Source organism: Vibrio sp. 10N.261.51.A3 (assembly GCF_041471965.1).
GTDB lineage: Bacteria > Pseudomonadota > Gammaproteobacteria > Enterobacterales > Vibrionaceae > Vibrio > Vibrio crassostreae_C.
Genome location: NZ_JBFRPK010000004.1, coordinates 132928 through 149147, shown reverse-complemented (window position 1 = coordinate 149147; position 16220 = coordinate 132928). Strand labels below are relative to the sequence as shown.

Below are 16220 nucleotides of genomic sequence, written 5' to 3'. Positions count from 1 at the left end.
TGCTCGGCGCACAATAAAAAGCCCCGCAAGCTTTCACTTGCGGGGCTTTTTTAGCTAATTGAGAAAAGGGCTAATTACTTACCAGCTTCTTTTTCTGCTTTAACTTTTGCAATCACTTCGTCAGCAACGTTAGTTGGACATGGTGCGTATTGTGCGAATTCCATAGAGAATTGGCCACGACCAGAAGTGATAGTACGTAGGTGACCGATGTAGCCGAACATCTCAGAAAGAGGTACGTCAGCTTTAATACGAACACCAGTAACGCCAGCTTGTTGATCTTTGATCATGCCACGACGACGGTTAAGGTCACCGATAACATCACCAACGTGATCGTCTGGAGTGAACACGTCAACGTTCATGATTGGCTCAAGAAGTTGCGCGCCAGCTTTAGGCATAGATTGACGGAATGCGCCTTTCGCTGCGATTTCAAATGCGATAGCAGATGAATCGACTGCGTGGAAACCACCATCGAAAAGTTCAACTTCAACGTCTAGAGTTGGGAAGCCAGCTAGTACGCCGTTTTCCATCATAGATGCGAAGCCTTTCTCAACTGCAGGCCAGAATTCTTTAGGAACGTTACCGCCCACAACTACAGAGTTGAACTTGAAGCCAGAACCTGCTTCGCCTGGTTTGATACGGTAATCGATCTTACCGAATTGACCAGAACCACCAGATTGCTTCTTGTGCGTGTAGCTATCTTCAATTGCTTGAGTGATAGTTTCACGGTAAGCAACTTGAGGAGCACCTACAGTTAGGTCAACGCCGTATGTACGCTTAAGGATATCTACCTTGATGTCTAGGTGAAGTTCACCCATACCTTTCAGGATAGTTTCGCCAGTCTCTTCGTCAGTCTCAACTTGGAAAGATGGATCTTCTGCAACCATTTTACCGATAGCGATACCCATTTTCTCAGAACCGCCTTTATCTTTTGGAGATACAGCGATTGAGATTACTGGAGTTGGGAATACCATTGGCTCAAGCGTTACTTGGTGCTTAGGATCACATAGAGTGTGACCAGTTTGCACGTTCTTCATACCAACGATCGCAATGATGTCACCAGCTTGTGCGCTAGTTAGTTCGTTACGGTCATCAGCTTGCATCTCAACCATACGGCCAACACGTTCAGTCTTGCCAGTGAATGAGTTAAGAATCGTGTCACCTTTGTTCAGTTTACCAGAGTAAATACGAACGAAAGTTAGAGCACCGAAGCGGTCATCCATGATTTTGAATGCAAGCGCTTTGAAAGTCTCATCTGTAGAAACGATAGCGTGTTCGCCAGTTTCTTCACCGTTCTCATCCATTAGAGGCTGAGGGTCAACTTCAGTTGGTGCTGGTAGGTAATCTACTACAGCATCAAGGATAAGTTGCATACCTTTGTTCTTGAACGCAGAACCACAGAACGTTGGGAAGAATGCGATATCACGAGTACCTTTACGGATACAACGCTTAACGTCTTCAATAGAAGGCTCTTCACCTTCCATGTAAGCTTCCATTAGGTCATCGTCTTGCTCTACAGCAGTTTCGATTAGCTCTTCACGGTATTGCTCAACGTCATCAACCATGTCCGCTGGAACATCTTTGATTTCGTAGTTTTCAGGAAGACCAGTGTCATCCCAAACGTATGCTTTACGGCTTAGTAGGTCTACAACACCAACGAACTCGTCTTCACGGCCGATTGGTAGAACCATTACTAGAGGAGTTGCACCTAGAACGTTTTTAACTTGGTCAACAACGTTGTAGAAGTCTGCACCCATACGGTCTAGTTTGTTAACGAAGATCAGACGAGATACTTCTGATTCGTTAGCGTAGCGCCAGTTAGTTTCTGATTGAGGTTCAACACCACCAGAACCACAGAATACACCGATACCGCCATCAAGAACTTTAAGAGAACGGTATACTTCAACTGTGAAGTCAACGTGTCCAGGAGTATCGATAACGTTTAGACGGTGATCGTTCCAAAAACAGCTTACAGCTGCTGATTGGATAGTAATACCGCGCTCAGCTTCCTGTTCCATGAAGTCAGTCGTTGATTCGCCATCATGTACTTCACCAGTCTTGTGGATTTGACCAGTTAGCTTAAGGATACGCTCAGTGGTAGTTGTTTTACCCGCATCAACGTGCGCGAAAATACCAATGTTTCTGTATTTCGATAAATCTGCCATTGTCTTACTCTGTTAATAGGATATAAAATGCGCGCAGAGTATATCACAATCTGTGAAGACTGATAGCTTTGCATGCATTTGGGACTAAAAAACTTTGCCTTTTTCTAACATATAGAAAAAGGCACTCAGTAGTAACAATCTAAATGATTGTTAATTATAGTGCTAACCTAAAGCCTAATCGGCGTTAAGGTTAGGCTGAATTGCTGCTGTATAGAGTAGCTGAAGTGAGTTCAATTACAACTCATCAAAAGCATTAATTGCTTCCGATAATTTTTTCACACCGTGGATCTGCATTCCTGGAATGCCACCTTTAGGCATGTTAGCCGCCGGTACAATCGCTTTCTTAAAGCCGTGTTTAAATGCTTCATTTAAACGCTCTTGTCCGCTCGGTACAGGTCGAATCTCACCCGCTAGGCCTACTTCTCCAAATACCACCACATCTTTTGGTAATGCGCGGTCTCTGAAACTAGAAAGTAGAGCCATCACCAACGCAAGATCAGCACTGGTTTCGGTTACTTTAACACCACCGACGACATTCACAAACACATCTTGGTCAGCCATTTGTAAGCCGCCGTGTTTATGCAGCACCGCTAATAACAAAGAAAGCCTGTTTTGCTCTAGGCCGACAGCGACGCGACGTGGGTTAGCCAGCTGTGAATAATCCACCAGCGCTTGGATTTCGACAAGAAGTGGACGCGTCCCTTCCCACACCACCATGACAGAACTGCCCGAGGTTTCTTCTTCACCACGAGACAAGAAGATAGCGGATGGGTTGCTAACTTCTTTTAGCCCTTGGCCTGTCATCGCAAACACACCCAGTTCATTCACTGCACCAAAACGGTTTTTGTGGCTGCGTAGCGTTCTAAAACGGCTATCGGTTCCGCCATCTAATAAAACAGAACAGTCAATAATGTGCTCAAGTACTTTTGGCCCTGCTAAGGTGCCGTCTTTAGTTACGTGTCCAACTAAGAACACAGCAACGTTATTCTGTTTTGCGTAGCGCGTTAATGCGGTTGCCGATTCACGAACCTGTGCAACACTGCCCGGAGAAGATTGAACATCCGCAACGTGCATAACTTGGATCGAGTCGATAACCATGATCTTAGGTTGTTCTTTTTCTGCAACCTGACAAATCTTATCCACGTTCGTTTCTGAGAGCATCTTTAGGTGCTCTTTTGGCAATCCAAGTCGAGACGCACGCATCGCGACTTGTTGCAGAGATTCTTCCCCGGTTACATAGAGAGTCGGTAATTGAGAAGAAAGCTGACACATGGTTTGTAATAGCAGCGTTGATTTACCGGCACCCGGGTTGCCACCAATCAGGATCGCAGCACCCGGTACGACACCACCACCAAGTACGCGGTCTAGCTCTTTAAAGCCACTGCTAAAACGTGGGACTTCTTGCAGATCGATTTCTGACAGCGTTTGAACCGAAGATTCAGTTGCACCGCCCGCATAACCACTCAATCGTTCATTACGTGCGACCTGAGGTGAAGCGGCTAACCTAACTTCTGTAATCGTGTTCCAAGCACCACATGCATTGCACTGCCCCTGCCAACGTGGAAAATCGGCACCACAGTCATTACACACATAAGCTCGCTTTGCCTTCGCCATAAAACCTCAATAATTTACTCAATTACACAATGATGTTGTCAATTTGTGACTTATTTGACCGTACGGATGAAAATAAAAGTTGCAGTCATACCACTTATACTTAAAGATCGATTTAAACTAGTCGATAACATAAACGCACCGTCCATTCTAACAAGAAAAGTATGCAGCAATCTGAAATTCTATCTGTAGCAGAACGTTTAATCCCGGCTTACCACGCCGAAGATTTCGAATTCCTTCTTTCTCAAATGACAGAAGGGGAATCGCCGTCTCTGAAGCTGCTCGTTAAAATGGAACTGAATCGTATCATGGCTCCGTGTACAAAGAGCATTGATTTACGCGGGCGTATTGATAATGAGTGTCGTCAGTTCACTCTCGATGGCCGTAAGCACTGGCTCGATGATATCGCTTTAAACGCATATCAACGTGGTACGAAAAAGTTTAAAGGTTACACAGAAGGCGCATGGGAGTTAGTAATGACTCCGCGAACTCAGCCTCTGAGCGTTGTTAAAACATCTTCTCAAGGTAACCACGACATTACTAGCGCCAATAGCCCGTACGAAGCGGAAGCTATTAACCTAGGTTACGACTTAAAACGCCAAGAGAACAGACTCAAGATTAGCTCGCAGGTCGAGATCACCACATCGAAAGGGCAAAGCCTACATGGTGTAACGGTTGATATCTCCCCGTCGGGTGCAAAGTTCAAAGTACCGAGCGCCTTTCGATACAACCTCGGCGAGATCATCAGCGTTAAGTTCTCAGAGCTTATCGAAAAGTCCCAAGAAAACGATGTTAACCAAGCGGTTGAATTTCGTGTTTTGGGTATCGACGAATCTTATGAGAACAACGCGGTCAAATTTCTAAGAACCATCAAGGTAAGCGACAACAATATTGTGGCTCGCTTACTCGATGAGTCTTTAAATAGCACCAGTAAGAAAACCAGCCATGAGAATCAAGATAGGATTATTCGAACTCGTACTCGAGGAATCGAACATACCTATCTAAAGCATACTTGTAACCTACCCCTGTTTTTCAGCGGCAGCGAACTAAAGCTTGCCCTACTGACGGATAACAACCATCCATTATGGCAATATTGGCACGACGAACGAAATCAACAAGCGCTGGGTACCCTGTTCAACGAGCAACGTATGAACCTGTTGGCGAAACCAGGAGTGAAGGGAACCAGTAACGTTATCTACTCTTTTACCCATGAACACCAAAACAAGACCTTGTTCTATTCAATGATGCTGCCTGAAGCCTCTCGTGAACAAAGACAGCTGTTCTGGCACATCGGTGGCAAACGTAAAAGTTGGAAGGCGTTCAAGTTCTCGGTTTTCGAACTTTCAGACACTGAGCGACAAGCATTAGCTAAACACTCGGATACGCTGGCTCAAAGCTCAGCTCAACTGACGCATTGCGGAATCTTGCAAGAGATTGGCGATCACGAAAGTGCGGCGGACTATCTTCTGAGTGAAAAGCCACGCATTCCAAGCAGTGAATTGAACCGCTTCCGTCACCCGCGTACTGTCGTCGGCAATATTCAAAGCATCTACTTTGACTCTCAGACTCGTCGTAAAGAGCCGAGATACCAATTTAAGTCACCGTTGCAACTTACATCACAAGATGGCACAGCGGCGAACGGACACACCTTAGATATTTCGAAGCGTGGACTGAGCATTAGCCTTGAACACCCAATGGTACTCAAGATTAATGATCCGGTATTAGTGAACTTCAATGAACTGCAGCTCTATGACAAGAACCTGCCACTGAGCACAGTGCCTTACCACGTAATTCGAGTGAGTCCGAATGGTCGCAACGTGCAGTTGGTTATTGCCGAGAACGCCAAGACAATGCGTACCATCGCTTTCCTTAATGGGCTTATCGATCAAAACCAAAGTAAGCTGATTAAGAAGCAAGAGATACTGCCAACACATTCGCTACTCGAATCACTGCACAACATTTTGTTGAGCAAGATGGTCAGTAACCCAATATTCATTGATAAGCCAAGTTCAACGCTGCGCTGTAAGATCATTGGTGTGAATTTCCCACTGAATAAGCATCTAACGTTACTTGCTAAACTTGGTCACAACCAAAAGTTCTCACTCGAGCCAATCTTCAAGGGTCACACCAACTCACTGTTGGCTGAGCCACTAAAAAGAATTGAAGGTGCGGAGCCTAAGCATCATGACGTGTACATTGCTGCAGTGAAGTTTGGCGACAAAATCCAGTCGGTACACACCAAGTTGGTCAAAGACTTCGCCTCAGCAAAGGAACGCATCTTATTCATCAAGAAAGCGCAGCACTTAGGTGATGTGTACGTATTGCGAGTCACCACGGCACCAATCTTTAATCCGCTAACGAGTTTATTTCAATCGGATTTAGAAGAGCTTTCTCGCATCAGCATGCATCAAGCTAAGAAACTGGAAAATGAGGTGACAGCGTTTATCGGTTATGGCGAGATAGAAGACATTACCGATGAAGTGCTGATTCGATTGGAGCTAACACGCTAGCTTCGAACCGCGTATTAACTTAAGCATGAAAATAGAAAAAGCAGGCTGATAGCCTGCTTTTTTTGTGTCTGAGCCACTATTGCTAAATAAGATACATAGCCAATAGCACTTAGGTAGAGCCCCTAAGGTTTCGCTTGCCAGCTGATCTTCTGTTGCTTAGCCAATACACCCGACAAGATACACAGCACACCGCCTAAACCTGCGTAACGAACAGCAGTTTGAGCTTGCTGCTCTACTTTTGGTTTTGCGTGGTAGGCAATGCCTAAACCTGCAGAGCCCATCATCACCAAGTCATTGGCACCATCACCAACGGCAACGGTATTATGTAGTTCCAATTCGTACTCTTCAGCCAACTCTACCAAGATATCCGCTTTGGTCTGCGCCGAAACAACATCGCCTAAGACTTCACCCGTCAACTTACCGTTGACGATCTCAAGCGTGTTTGATTGAGCATGGTCTAGATCAAGGGTATCTTTCAGGTAGTCAGAGAAGTAAGTAAAACCGCCTGATGCAATCGCCGTTTTCCAGCCAAGCTTATTTAGAGTATTCACCAGCCCGACCAAGTCTGGCATGAATGGCAATGACTGACGCACTTGCTCTAATATCGATTCATCCGCACCTTTCAGTGCTCCTACTCGCTGGCGTAGGCTCTGTTCAAAGTCGAGCTCGCCTTGCATTGCTCGTTCTGTGATTTCAGAGACTAACTCTCCCACTCCAGCTAGCTTGGCAATCTCATCGATGCATTCAATTTGAATCGCTGTGGAATCCATATCCATCACGATCAAACCTGGCTTAGATAAGTCTGGGACCTCGCTAAGGCAAGCATAATCAAGCTTTAGCGCTTGGAGGATTTCTTCGTGTGCTGGCGTTAGATTGCCTGACATCAAAGCCACTTCATAATGCCCAACCTTCCACGTATCGAGGATGGTGTTGTAAGTGCCAGTGAAAAAGTCGATGTCATCGAAAGATTGTGGAGATAGGTACTCACCAAACACAATCCAATTGGCCTTGGATTTAGCGAGTTGAGAAGCGAAACGAGTCTCGGGGAGTCGAGTTAATAATGTCGTATGCCTTTTTATCGGCAGATATTTCTGAGCGTCCATGTGTATGATTCCTAATTAACTATGCTAAACGTTAACCTATTGCAATTTGAAAACGCAAGTCTCAATATGTCTTAATCATAACATTTGTTTATTTCAGGCTTCGTGAAACATGAATGAATCATTGTTCTCAATACGTAACGCTTTACGAATGCTAGCCCTCATTTTGTTGGCTACCATGTTCGTTGTAACGATTAAAAATACGGTCGTGATCAGTAAAGGTAACGAGAAGATCCAAGCAAAACAATTGGAAACTCTTACCAAGCTGCTTATCTCTCAGGCATCACTTTCAGCCAGCAAGATGATCACGCAACAAGACCAAGAGCGATTGCTTGATCTGACTAACCAGCTATCTCAAGACCGACTGGTGTTCGATACCACCATCTATGATGCAGAGGGTATTCGACTGGCTTCGAGCGAAAAAGCCCTCTCGGTACGTGAGGTTCTTGGCTTAGATACACCACTTTCAACAGCAAGTATCGGCAGACAACAGTTAGTTGAACCTATTTATTCTCCAGAGAAAACGATCATCGGCTTTATTCGAGTGACTTTTGAAACCGGTAAGATGACGGCGATTTCTGATCACCACTACCGCAAAAGTGATCGCTACATGATCGGTATGGTGTTGATGGGGTTTGTGAGTGGCGTGTTGTTCATCATGCTGATTCGCAGAAGACCAACTAAGTCTGGTGAGAACTTACTATTGAAAAATGTAAGCTCATAAACACACTAGGCTGACAATAAATACTAGACTCAGAATAAATACAGCAATCCAATAAAAAGCCCCGACGCTCAGGCAGCAACGGGGCTTTTTGTTATCTGTTAACTTATCAAGCTAAGACAAATCAAGATTATTCTTGGTCGCCAAGCAGTACAGAGTCTAGTGCGATAACCATCATGTCGTTGAAAGTCGTTTGACGTTCATCTGATGTCGTTTGCTCACCAGTCTTAATGTGGTCAGAAACAGTACAAATCGTTAGAGCTTTTGCGCCGTATTCAGCACACACACCATAGATGCCAGCCGCTTCCATCTCTACGCCAACAATGCCGTATTTGTCCATTACTTCGAACATCTCTGGATCTGGCGTGTAGAACAGCTCAGCCGAGAACAGGTTACCGACTTTTACGCCGACACCGAGAGCTTTGGCTGCATCTTCTGCCGCGCGCACCATTTTGTAATCCGCAATAGCCGCAAAGTCATGATCTTTAAAGCGAATACGGTTCACTTTAGAGTCAGTACATGCGCCCATGCCGATCACCACATCACGCACTTTGATATCTTCGCTCACTGCACCACAACTACCTACACGAATGATCTTCTTCACACCAAAGTCTTTGATCAGCTCAGTCGCGTAAATAGAACAAGATGGAATGCCCATACCGTGTCCCATTACCGAAACCTTACGACCTTTGTAAGTACCGGTGTAACCAAACATGTTGCGAACGTCGCACACTTGAACCACTTCTTCTAAGAAGGTTTCAGCGATGTATTTAGCACGTAGCGGGTCACCTGGCATTAAAACTACGTCAGCGAAATCACCCATTTCAGCATTAATATGTGGAGTAGCCATTGAAAATATCCTTAATCTCAAAACAAAAAAAGAAGAGAGAGGTTTCCCTCTCTCTTCGTTAACTATTATAGAAAGCTTGTACCGTGTCCCATTGGCGATGTACCAAAGTATGACGCTAAGCTTTGACCGATATCAGCGAACGTATCGCGACGGCCTAAAGAACCGGCTGGAACCTTCTGACCGTAAACAATCACAGGGATGTGCTCACGAGTATGGTCTGTACCTGGCCATGTCGGATCACAACCGTGGTCAGCCGTTAGGATAAGCACATCATCTTCTTTCATCATATCGATGATTTCATTGATGCGACCATCGAAGTACTCAAGTGCCGCTGCATAACCAGCAACATCACGGCGGTGGCCGTAAGCTGAGTCGAAATCAACGAAGTTAGTGAACACGATAGTGTTGTCGCCTGCTTCATTGATCGCTTCTTTGGTTGCTTCAAATAGCGCAGGAATACCTGTTGCTTTGGTTTTCTGAGTGATGCCACAACCCGCGTAGATATCAGAGATCTTGCCGATTGAGTGAACGTTACCGCCCTTCTCATCAACCAACTTCTGAAGAATGGTGGCTGCAGGTGGCTCAACAGAAAGATCACGACGGTTACCAGTACGTTCGAATTGACCTTTACCTGGGCCAATGAACGGACGAGCGATAACACGACCAATGTTGTAGTCTTCTAGCTCTTCACGAGCAATCTGACAAAGGTCTAATAGGTTTTGCAGGCCGAATGTCTCTTCGTGACAAGCGATCTGGAAAACAGAATCTGCAGAAGTATAGAAGATTGGCAGACCAGTCTTCATGTGCTCTTCACCTAGGTTGTCTAGGATTTCCGTACCAGATGAGTGGCAGTTACCCAAGAAACCAGACAGGCCTGCACGCTCAAGGATGCGGTCAGTCAGTTCTTTTGGGAAGCTGTTCTCTTTGTCGGTGAAGTAGCCCCAGTCAAACAGTACAGGAACACCTGCGATTTCCCAGTGACCTGATGGCGTGTCTTTACCAGAAGACAGCTCAGCAGCGTGACCGTAAGCGCCAATGATCTCAGCGTCTGCATCCATACCAGGAGCAAAACGACCCGTAGACTCTTTGTGAGCCATCGCTAGACCTAGCTTAGACAGGTTTGGCAGTGCCAGTGAACCTTTACGATCTGCATTGTCTGCAAGACCTTGGTCACAATGATCTGCGATGTGGCCCATAGTGTCAGAACCTACATCACCAAATTTGTCTGCATCCGCTGTTTCACCGATACCGAATGAATCTAAAACTAAAATAAATGCTCTTTTCATTTTCTTCACCAACTTATTGCTCTTTGCACCAGAACTCTGTTTATCGGTATACGCGAGGTATACCGATACCTGTTATTTACACGTCTTCAGAACGAATCTGACGGTAAACGTCTGGCGTTGCTGTATATTCTCCGCCCACAGTGATTGCATTTTGTAATGCTGTTGCAGCTTCTTGCCACTGTTGTTCGTTACGAGCATGAATCATTGCTAATGGCTTATCTTCACTTGCTACTTCACCTAGGCGAATGAAGTGATCAAAACCGACTGCGTAATCAATGCTGTCAGTTGCTACACGACGACCGCCGCCCATACCAACCACAGCCATACCAATTGCACGAGTATCCATTGCTGATACCACACCGCTTTCTAACGCGTACACTGGCTTAATAATGTCTGCTTTTTCTAGGTAGTTATCGTAGTTCATTACGAAATCAACTGGACCACCAAGGCCCGCTACCATTTTACCGAAGCACTCTGCTGCCTTACCGTTATCCAGTACTGCCATCAGTTTTTCGCGCGCTTCGTCTGAGTCTTTAGCTAGGTTACCGAGCACCAGCATTTCAGCACACGATGCTAGAGTGATCTCTAACAAGCGAGGGTTACGGTATTCACCCGTTAGGAACTGAACCGCTTCACGAACTTCTACTGCGTTACCCGCTGAAGAAGCCAGCACTTGGTTCATGTCCGTTAGGATTGCTGTTGTTTTAGTACCCGCACCGTTTGCTACTGCAACGATAGATTTCGCTAGCTCTTCAGATGCTTCGTAAGTCGGCATGAATGCGCCTGAACCTACTTTTACATCCATCACTAGAGAATCAAGGCCCGCAGCCAGTTTCTTAGATAGGATTGAAGCCGTGATCAGCGAGATGTTATCGACTGTTGCTGTGATATCACGAGTTGCGTAAACACGCTTGTCAGCAGGAGCTAGATCGCCTGTTTGACCGATGATAGCCACGCCAGCATCTTTCGTTACTTCACCGAACACATCGTTGGTTGGTGTAATGTTGTAACCCGGAATAGATTCCAGCTTGTCTAGCGTACCGCCAGTGTGGCCTAAACCACGACCAGAGATCATTGGAACGAAACCGCCACATGCTGCCACCATTGGGCCAAGCATCAGAGAAGTAACGTCGCCAACACCACCAGTAGAGTGTTTATCAACGATTGGGCCATCAAAGTTCATGTGGCTCCAGTCAATCACCATGCCTGAATCACGCATTGCACACGTTAGTGCGATACGTTCTGGCATCGTCATTTCATTAAAAAAGATAGCCATTGCGAATGCGGCAATTTGGCCTTCAGAAACCGTGTTCTTAGCCACACCTTGAATGAAGAAGTTAATTTCTTCAGCTGTTAGGACTTCACCGTCACGTTTTCTGCGAATAATTTCTTGAGGTAGATACATTAGTGCCTCCCAAACTCTAGTGAGTATGGTTTGTAGGGAAAAGAGGTAATATGGAGTGGCTTGACGCCACTCCATCAAACAGACTTATTATGTTCAATACTCTAAATATTTGGCGTTGCAGTTAGGCGACCAGTGAGTTCATTCCTATGAGCATAGAGGCTCTATGTGATTAGGAGGAACTTACGCAGTCAACAACGCTGCGGTGTCAAATATGACGAGTAAATTAGTATGCTGCTGGATCAGCAGTCTGGTCTGTCACTTCTAATGTATTAAGAAGGTTAGTTAGTAGGCTTGAAGCACCAAAACGGTAGTGCATGTTGTCTGCCCACTCAGCGCCTAGTAGCTCATCAGCCATTGCTAGGTATAGTGCTGCATCTTCAGCAGTACGTACGCCACCAGCAGGTTTGAAACCAACTGTTTTAGCAACGCCCATGTCACGGATAACTTCAAGCATCATGCGCGCGTACTCTGGAGTCGCGTTTACTGGCACTTTACCTGTTGAAGTTTTGATGAAGTCTGCACCTGCTTCGATACAGATTTGAGAAGCTTTCTTGATTAGTGCTTCTTCTTTCAGTTCACCTGTTTCGATGATCACTTTAAGCGTGATGTCACCACAAGCTGCTTTACACTGTTTAACTAGCTCAAAGCCAACTTCTTCGTTGCCAGCAATAAGAGCACGGTATGGGAATACTACGTCAACTTCGTCTGCGCCGTACGCTACCGCTGCTTTTGTTTCTGCAACAGCAATTTCGATGTCGTCATTACCATGAGGGAAGTTAGTTACAGTCGCAATGCGTACTTCTGGAGTACCTTGCTCACGCAACGCTTTCTTAGCTGCTGGGATAAAGCGAGGGTAAATACAGATTGCAGCGGTGTTGCCTACTGCAGTCTTCGCGTCATGACAAAGCGCCACTACTTTTTCAGTAGTATCGTCGTCATTTAGCGTAGTTAGGTCCATAAGTTTAAGTGCACGTAGAGCTGCTGCTTTTAAATCGCTCATTTCTATCTCCGATCAATATATTCAAATAGTTAACTACTTCGCCCTCCATCCAGTATAGATGGATATTTTAGTAATGCTCAGTAGCCACAAATGAACGGACTTGGTTCCCTGAAGACTTGATAACTTTCGCTACCAATTGCAATCCTTGTCACCGCACAGTACCAGTTTGGTCTATGGCACAACAAATCAGTCATGTTGTGTCTAACATCTATAGCGTATCGCTAATTTTGGCTTAATCCCAGAAGAATAACGTTCGAGTTGATTTCGAGGTTACTTTCTTGCCAACAGAGACATCCTATCCCTTTAGCTTATACATTATAGGTATCCATCAATAAATTGTAGTGCTCCTTAGAACGCAAACGGTTTGTATCTCAAAAAAACATTCTAGACCCTACATCGAATCTAAGCATAAGCGCGTGCATATACTAAAAACGGCAGGCCTAAAAACAAAAAAGCCCCGCAGCAATTTCTTGCTACGGGGCGATATTATTATGGCGTCTATATATCGATTTCTAACTAATTAGAAAGACAGGAAGAAGCCAGCAATTGTTGCTGCCATCAGGTTAGATAGAGTACCAGCAATTACCGCTTTAACACCCATACGTGCGATGTCGTGGCGACGGCTTGGTGCAATACCACCTAGACCACCTAGAAGAATCGCAATTGAAGAAAGGTTTGCGAAACCACATAGTGCGAATGCGATGATAGCTTGAGTCTTCTCAGACATCACTTGACCAGTTGCTGCAACAACTTGAGCGTTTTCACCAACGTATGGTACGAAGTTTAGGTATGCAACGAATTCGTTAACAACTGTCTTCTGACCAATGAAAGAACCAGCGATAGTTGCTTCTTCCCATGGAACACCAATGATGAATGCTAGCGGTGCGAAGATCCAACCTAGAAGAAGTTCTAGAGTTAGGTTTTCCATACCGAACCAACCACCGATGCCACCTAGGATACCGTTGATTAGAGCAATTAGACCGATGAATGCTAGTAGCATTGCACCAACGTTAAGTGCTAGTTGTAGACCAACTGATGCGCCACCTGCTGCTGCGTCGATAACGTTAGCTGGTTTGTCATCGCCACCGTCCATTTCGTCAGCGATGTTGTCGTCTGGCGTATCTGTTTCAGGCTTGATGATTTTAGCGAATAGTAGACCACCTGGTGCTGCCATGAATGATGCTGCTACAAGGTACTCTAGAGGTACACCCATAGATGCGTAACCCGCTAGTACACCACCAGCTACAGAAGCCAAACCACCACACATTACTGCGAATAGTTCAGAGTTAGTCATTTTAGGAACAAATGGACGAACAACTAGAGGTGCTTCAGTTTGACCAACGAAGATGTTTGCTGCTGCAGACATAGACTCGGCGCGAGAAGTACCTAGAGCTTTCTGAAGACCACCACCAAGAACTTTGATTACAATTTGCATAACACCAATGTAGTAAAGTACAGAGATAAGTGCAGAGAAGAAAATCAGAGTTGGTAGTACTTGGAAAGCAAAGATGAAACCGATACCGTCAACTGAGAAGTTAACTAGGCTGCCGAATAGGAAACCAGTACCGTCTTTACCGTAGTCGATCACGTTTGCTACACCAGCAGAGAAACCTGCAAGTAGATCACGACCCCAAGGGATGTAAAGTACGAATGCACCAAGTGCGAATTGGATAGCGAAAGCGCCACCCACTGTTCTTAGATTAATAGCTTTGCGGTTGTCAGATAGTAGTACTGCGATTGCGATCAGTGCAACCATTCCGACTAGGCTCATAAACAGGCTCATAGTTTATGACTTCCTTATTAGTTATTTATTGGCGTGTTACAAAATGGGGCTATAAAGCGGAGGCAATTATACTCATGCGACCACTAATAAAGTAATGCCGTCCTCACACTTTCGTAGAAGATTCATGTACCATTCACACGCAAATGTGACCCAAATCACAAGCTCGGTGCAATTTACGCAAACGATAAACAAAAACCTTCGATTTTATTCACATATACCGAATGCGCGATGGCTATTTTGCCAAATTTGCGCTGCAATCGATTGCTTTGGCTCTTTTCTAAGCAAAAAAAGTTCATTTAAGATCGTAACTAAATATTTGGAATGATTAACATTTCCTTGGTTTCCATACATGGGCATGTCCGGAGCATCCGTTTCCAATACCAGACATTCAAGGGGCAATTTTGCGATGGTTGTGCGTGTTTTTTGCGCTCTTGGGTAAGTTATCGTTCCACCGACGCCAATATAGAAACCGAGCTTGATCCATGCCAAAGCTTGCTGTTCACTCCCAGAAAAACCGTGAATCACACCACCTAAGGTGAACTTATGCTGCTTTATTAGCTCGATAAGTCGGTTGTAAGACTTCCTCTCATGGATGATTAAAGGCAGGTCAAACTCCTTCGCAAGCTCCATTTGTTGGATGAAAAAGCGCTCTTGTTTCTCTCGTTCAACGTCCACAAAAAAGTCGAGCCCGCACTCACCTATCGCGACACATTGGCTGTTTTTTGAAGCGAGTAATTGGCGAAGTTCCGAAAATTGTTCGTCATTGGCCGGTTCTAAAAAGTAAGGATGGAAGCCTAATGCATAGTAAATATTGGGGTGAGATTGAGCGATTTCATCGAGCTTCCTCCAGTTACGTTGGCCGATAGAAGGGATGATTAACTTCTCGACTTGCGCTTGTTTCGCTTCTTTAAGATAGCCATCAATAGTTTGATCAGGTGTAAAACCTTGCTCAAACGCCTCAAAATCCGCGTGGCAATGAGTATCAAACAGCGGAAAGTCACTTATTTGCTGTGTCATTTTCCCTACTCTCCATTTGTTTCCCTTGAGGATCACGACGATAAGCAACACAACTGCGCTTGTTCTCAGGCGTTAAGCCAAGCTCTTCACACCACTTATCATATCTTTTAACCCAAGTTTTTATCCAACCCAACATACTTACCTCAAGTCTCAACCTAAAAAGCGCAAATGCATAAATTAGATTTATACATCAACACTAGCTGGCTATATTGTTGAAAATCTCACCACAGCGAATAATAAACGCACTTGCCAAGGAGGCATTGATAGCAAGACGCTCCATTCAATAACGAGATCCTACTTTATGAAAGCATCACTCTTAGCCATATCAATTTCTAGCGTATTAGCAGCACCTGCTTTTGCTTCTGCACCTCAAGTTGACGTAGAACTAGCAAACCAACAAACACTTCAACTTATTGACGAGCAGATGAACGCTATCGATGCTTCTGTTCAGTATAAGTTAAACGAACAATACGCGAATGCAACTCCGGGCACGACAGCCACAATCGATGACGTCACTTACGAAAAACAATCTAACGGTACTTGGGCTGCAGTTGGTGCCGCTTCTGCTGCATTGGTTGCAGGGCTTTTGAGCACGTCGTCTAGTTCCAATAGCGACAATGATGTGGATTATCTCCCACAACACCCAGACGTTGATGTTGACGCTACACCACGTTGGTCTCCTGAATTCGGTGAAGACCGTCCCGAGATGGAAGAGCGTGACCTTACAATTAAGATCATTAACGGCGAAATCCACGTTATCGACGAAAACACCAGT

At 45.1% G+C, this 16220-nt stretch carries 12 protein-coding genes and 1 pseudogene; 3 read left to right on the top strand and 10 right to left on the bottom strand.

Annotated elements, in window-relative coordinates; translation table 11 throughout:
• Positions 1–74: 74 nt before the first annotated feature.
• Positions 75–2162 carry an elongation factor G gene (fusA, locus tag AB4371_RS01635; RefSeq protein ID WP_017058825.1) on the bottom strand — a complete coding sequence of 696 codons (2088 nt, stop codon included), beginning with the start codon at positions 2160–2162 and terminating at the stop codon, positions 75–77.
• A 234-nt stretch (positions 2163–2396) separates the two neighbouring features.
• Positions 2397–3776 (bottom strand): DNA repair protein RadA, encoded by a 1380-nt coding sequence (radA, locus tag AB4371_RS01630; RefSeq protein WP_017063288.1) that lies wholly within the window; start codon positions 3774–3776, stop codon positions 2397–2399.
• Between the two features lie 161 nt (positions 3777–3937).
• Between radA and AB4371_RS01625 the strand changes: the two genes are divergently transcribed.
• Positions 3938–6283 carry a PilZ domain-containing protein gene (locus tag AB4371_RS01625; RefSeq protein WP_017058827.1) on the top strand — a complete coding sequence of 782 codons (2346 nt, stop codon included), beginning with the start codon at positions 3938–3940 and terminating at the stop codon, positions 6281–6283.
• Between the two features lie 122 nt (positions 6284–6405).
• Here the strand turns inward: AB4371_RS01625 and serB are convergent, their stop codons facing one another.
• A complete protein-coding gene (gene serB, locus AB4371_RS01620; RefSeq protein WP_017058828.1) occupies positions 6406–7386 on the bottom strand; it encodes a phosphoserine phosphatase in 981 nt (326 codons plus the stop codon).
• A gap of 109 nt (positions 7387–7495) precedes the next feature.
• Between serB and AB4371_RS01615 the strand changes: the two genes are divergently transcribed.
• Positions 7496–8107, top strand: a complete 612-nt coding sequence (locus AB4371_RS01615) for a YtjB family periplasmic protein (RefSeq protein WP_076655999.1) — start codon at positions 7496–7498, stop codon at positions 8105–8107.
• Between the two features lie 127 nt (positions 8108–8234).
• On the opposite strand, the gene deoD is transcribed toward AB4371_RS01615, so the two are convergent.
• The 7 genes from deoD to AB4371_RS01580 all read right to left on the bottom strand — a co-directional run bounded on the left by deoD (position 8235) and on the right by AB4371_RS01580 (position 15581).
• Positions 8235–8954, bottom strand: a complete 720-nt coding sequence (deoD, locus tag AB4371_RS01610) for a purine-nucleoside phosphorylase (RefSeq protein ID WP_017063285.1) — start codon at positions 8952–8954, stop codon at positions 8235–8237.
• A gap of 65 nt (positions 8955–9019) precedes the next feature.
• The gene (locus tag AB4371_RS01605; protein WP_017063284.1) at positions 9020–10240 is read right to left on the bottom strand and encodes a phosphopentomutase; all 1221 of its coding nucleotides are present in this window, start codon (positions 10238–10240) and stop codon (positions 9020–9022) included.
• Positions 10241–10316: 76 nt separating this feature from the next.
• Positions 10317–11645 carry a thymidine phosphorylase gene (gene deoA / locus AB4371_RS01600; protein WP_017063283.1) on the bottom strand — a complete coding sequence of 443 codons (1329 nt, stop codon included), beginning with the start codon at positions 11643–11645 and terminating at the stop codon, positions 10317–10319.
• Between the two features lie 223 nt (positions 11646–11868).
• The gene (gene deoC, locus AB4371_RS01595; protein WP_010436196.1) at positions 11869–12645 is read right to left on the bottom strand and encodes a deoxyribose-phosphate aldolase; all 777 of its coding nucleotides are present in this window, start codon (positions 12643–12645) and stop codon (positions 11869–11871) included.
• Positions 12646–13165: 520 nt separating this feature from the next.
• Positions 13166–14428 carry a NupC/NupG family nucleoside CNT transporter gene (locus tag AB4371_RS01590; RefSeq protein ID WP_017058833.1) on the bottom strand — a complete coding sequence of 421 codons (1263 nt, stop codon included), beginning with the start codon at positions 14426–14428 and terminating at the stop codon, positions 13166–13168.
• A 204-nt stretch (positions 14429–14632) separates the two neighbouring features.
• Entirely contained in the window at positions 14633–15445 is an 813-nt protein-coding gene (locus AB4371_RS01585) for a TatD family hydrolase (protein ID WP_102319908.1), read from the bottom strand.
• Entirely contained in the window at positions 15426–15581 is a 156-nt protein-coding gene (locus AB4371_RS01580) for a DUF5363 family protein (protein WP_017066983.1), read from the bottom strand. The genes AB4371_RS01585 and AB4371_RS01580 overlap by 20 nt, the downstream gene beginning before the upstream one ends.
• Positions 15582–15746: 165 nt before the next feature.
• Between AB4371_RS01580 and AB4371_RS01575 the strand changes: the two are divergent.
• A pseudogene (locus AB4371_RS01575) lies at positions 15747–16220 on the top strand (hypothetical protein); the annotation flags it as partial.

Bases quoted from the DNA above. Each gene is read 5' to 3' on its own strand.
- fusA (WP_017058825.1), bottom strand. From the start codon at position 2,162: ATGGCAGATTTATCGAAATACAGAAACATTGGTATTTTCGCGCACGTT.
- radA (WP_017063288.1), bottom strand. From the start codon at position 3,776: ATGGCGAAGGCAAAGCGAGCTTATGTGTGTAATGACTGTGGTGCCGAT.
- AB4371_RS01625 (WP_017058827.1), top strand. From the start codon at position 3,938: ATGCAGCAATCTGAAATTCTATCTGTAGCAGAACGTTTAATCCCGGCT.
- serB (WP_017058828.1), bottom strand. From the start codon at position 7,386: ATGGACGCTCAGAAATATCTGCCGATAAAAAGGCATACGACATTATTA.
- AB4371_RS01615 (WP_076655999.1), top strand. From the start codon at position 7,496: ATGAATGAATCATTGTTCTCAATACGTAACGCTTTACGAATGCTAGCC.
- deoD (WP_017063285.1), bottom strand. From the start codon at position 8,954: ATGGCTACTCCACATATTAATGCTGAAATGGGTGATTTCGCTGACGTA.
- AB4371_RS01605 (WP_017063284.1), bottom strand. From the start codon at position 10,240: ATGAAAAGAGCATTTATTTTAGTTTTAGATTCATTCGGTATCGGTGAA.
- deoA (WP_017063283.1), bottom strand. From the start codon at position 11,645: ATGTATCTACCTCAAGAAATTATTCGCAGAAAACGTGACGGTGAAGTC.
- deoC (WP_010436196.1), bottom strand. From the start codon at position 12,645: ATGAGCGATTTAAAAGCAGCAGCTCTACGTGCACTTAAACTTATGGAC.
- AB4371_RS01590 (WP_017058833.1), bottom strand. From the start codon at position 14,428: ATGAGCCTGTTTATGAGCCTAGTCGGAATGGTTGCACTGATCGCAATC.
- AB4371_RS01585 (WP_102319908.1), bottom strand. From the start codon at position 15,445: ATGACACAGCAAATAAGTGACTTTCCGCTGTTTGATACTCATTGCCAC.
- AB4371_RS01580 (WP_017066983.1), bottom strand. From the start codon at position 15,581: ATGTTGGGTTGGATAAAAACTTGGGTTAAAAGATATGATAAGTGGTGT.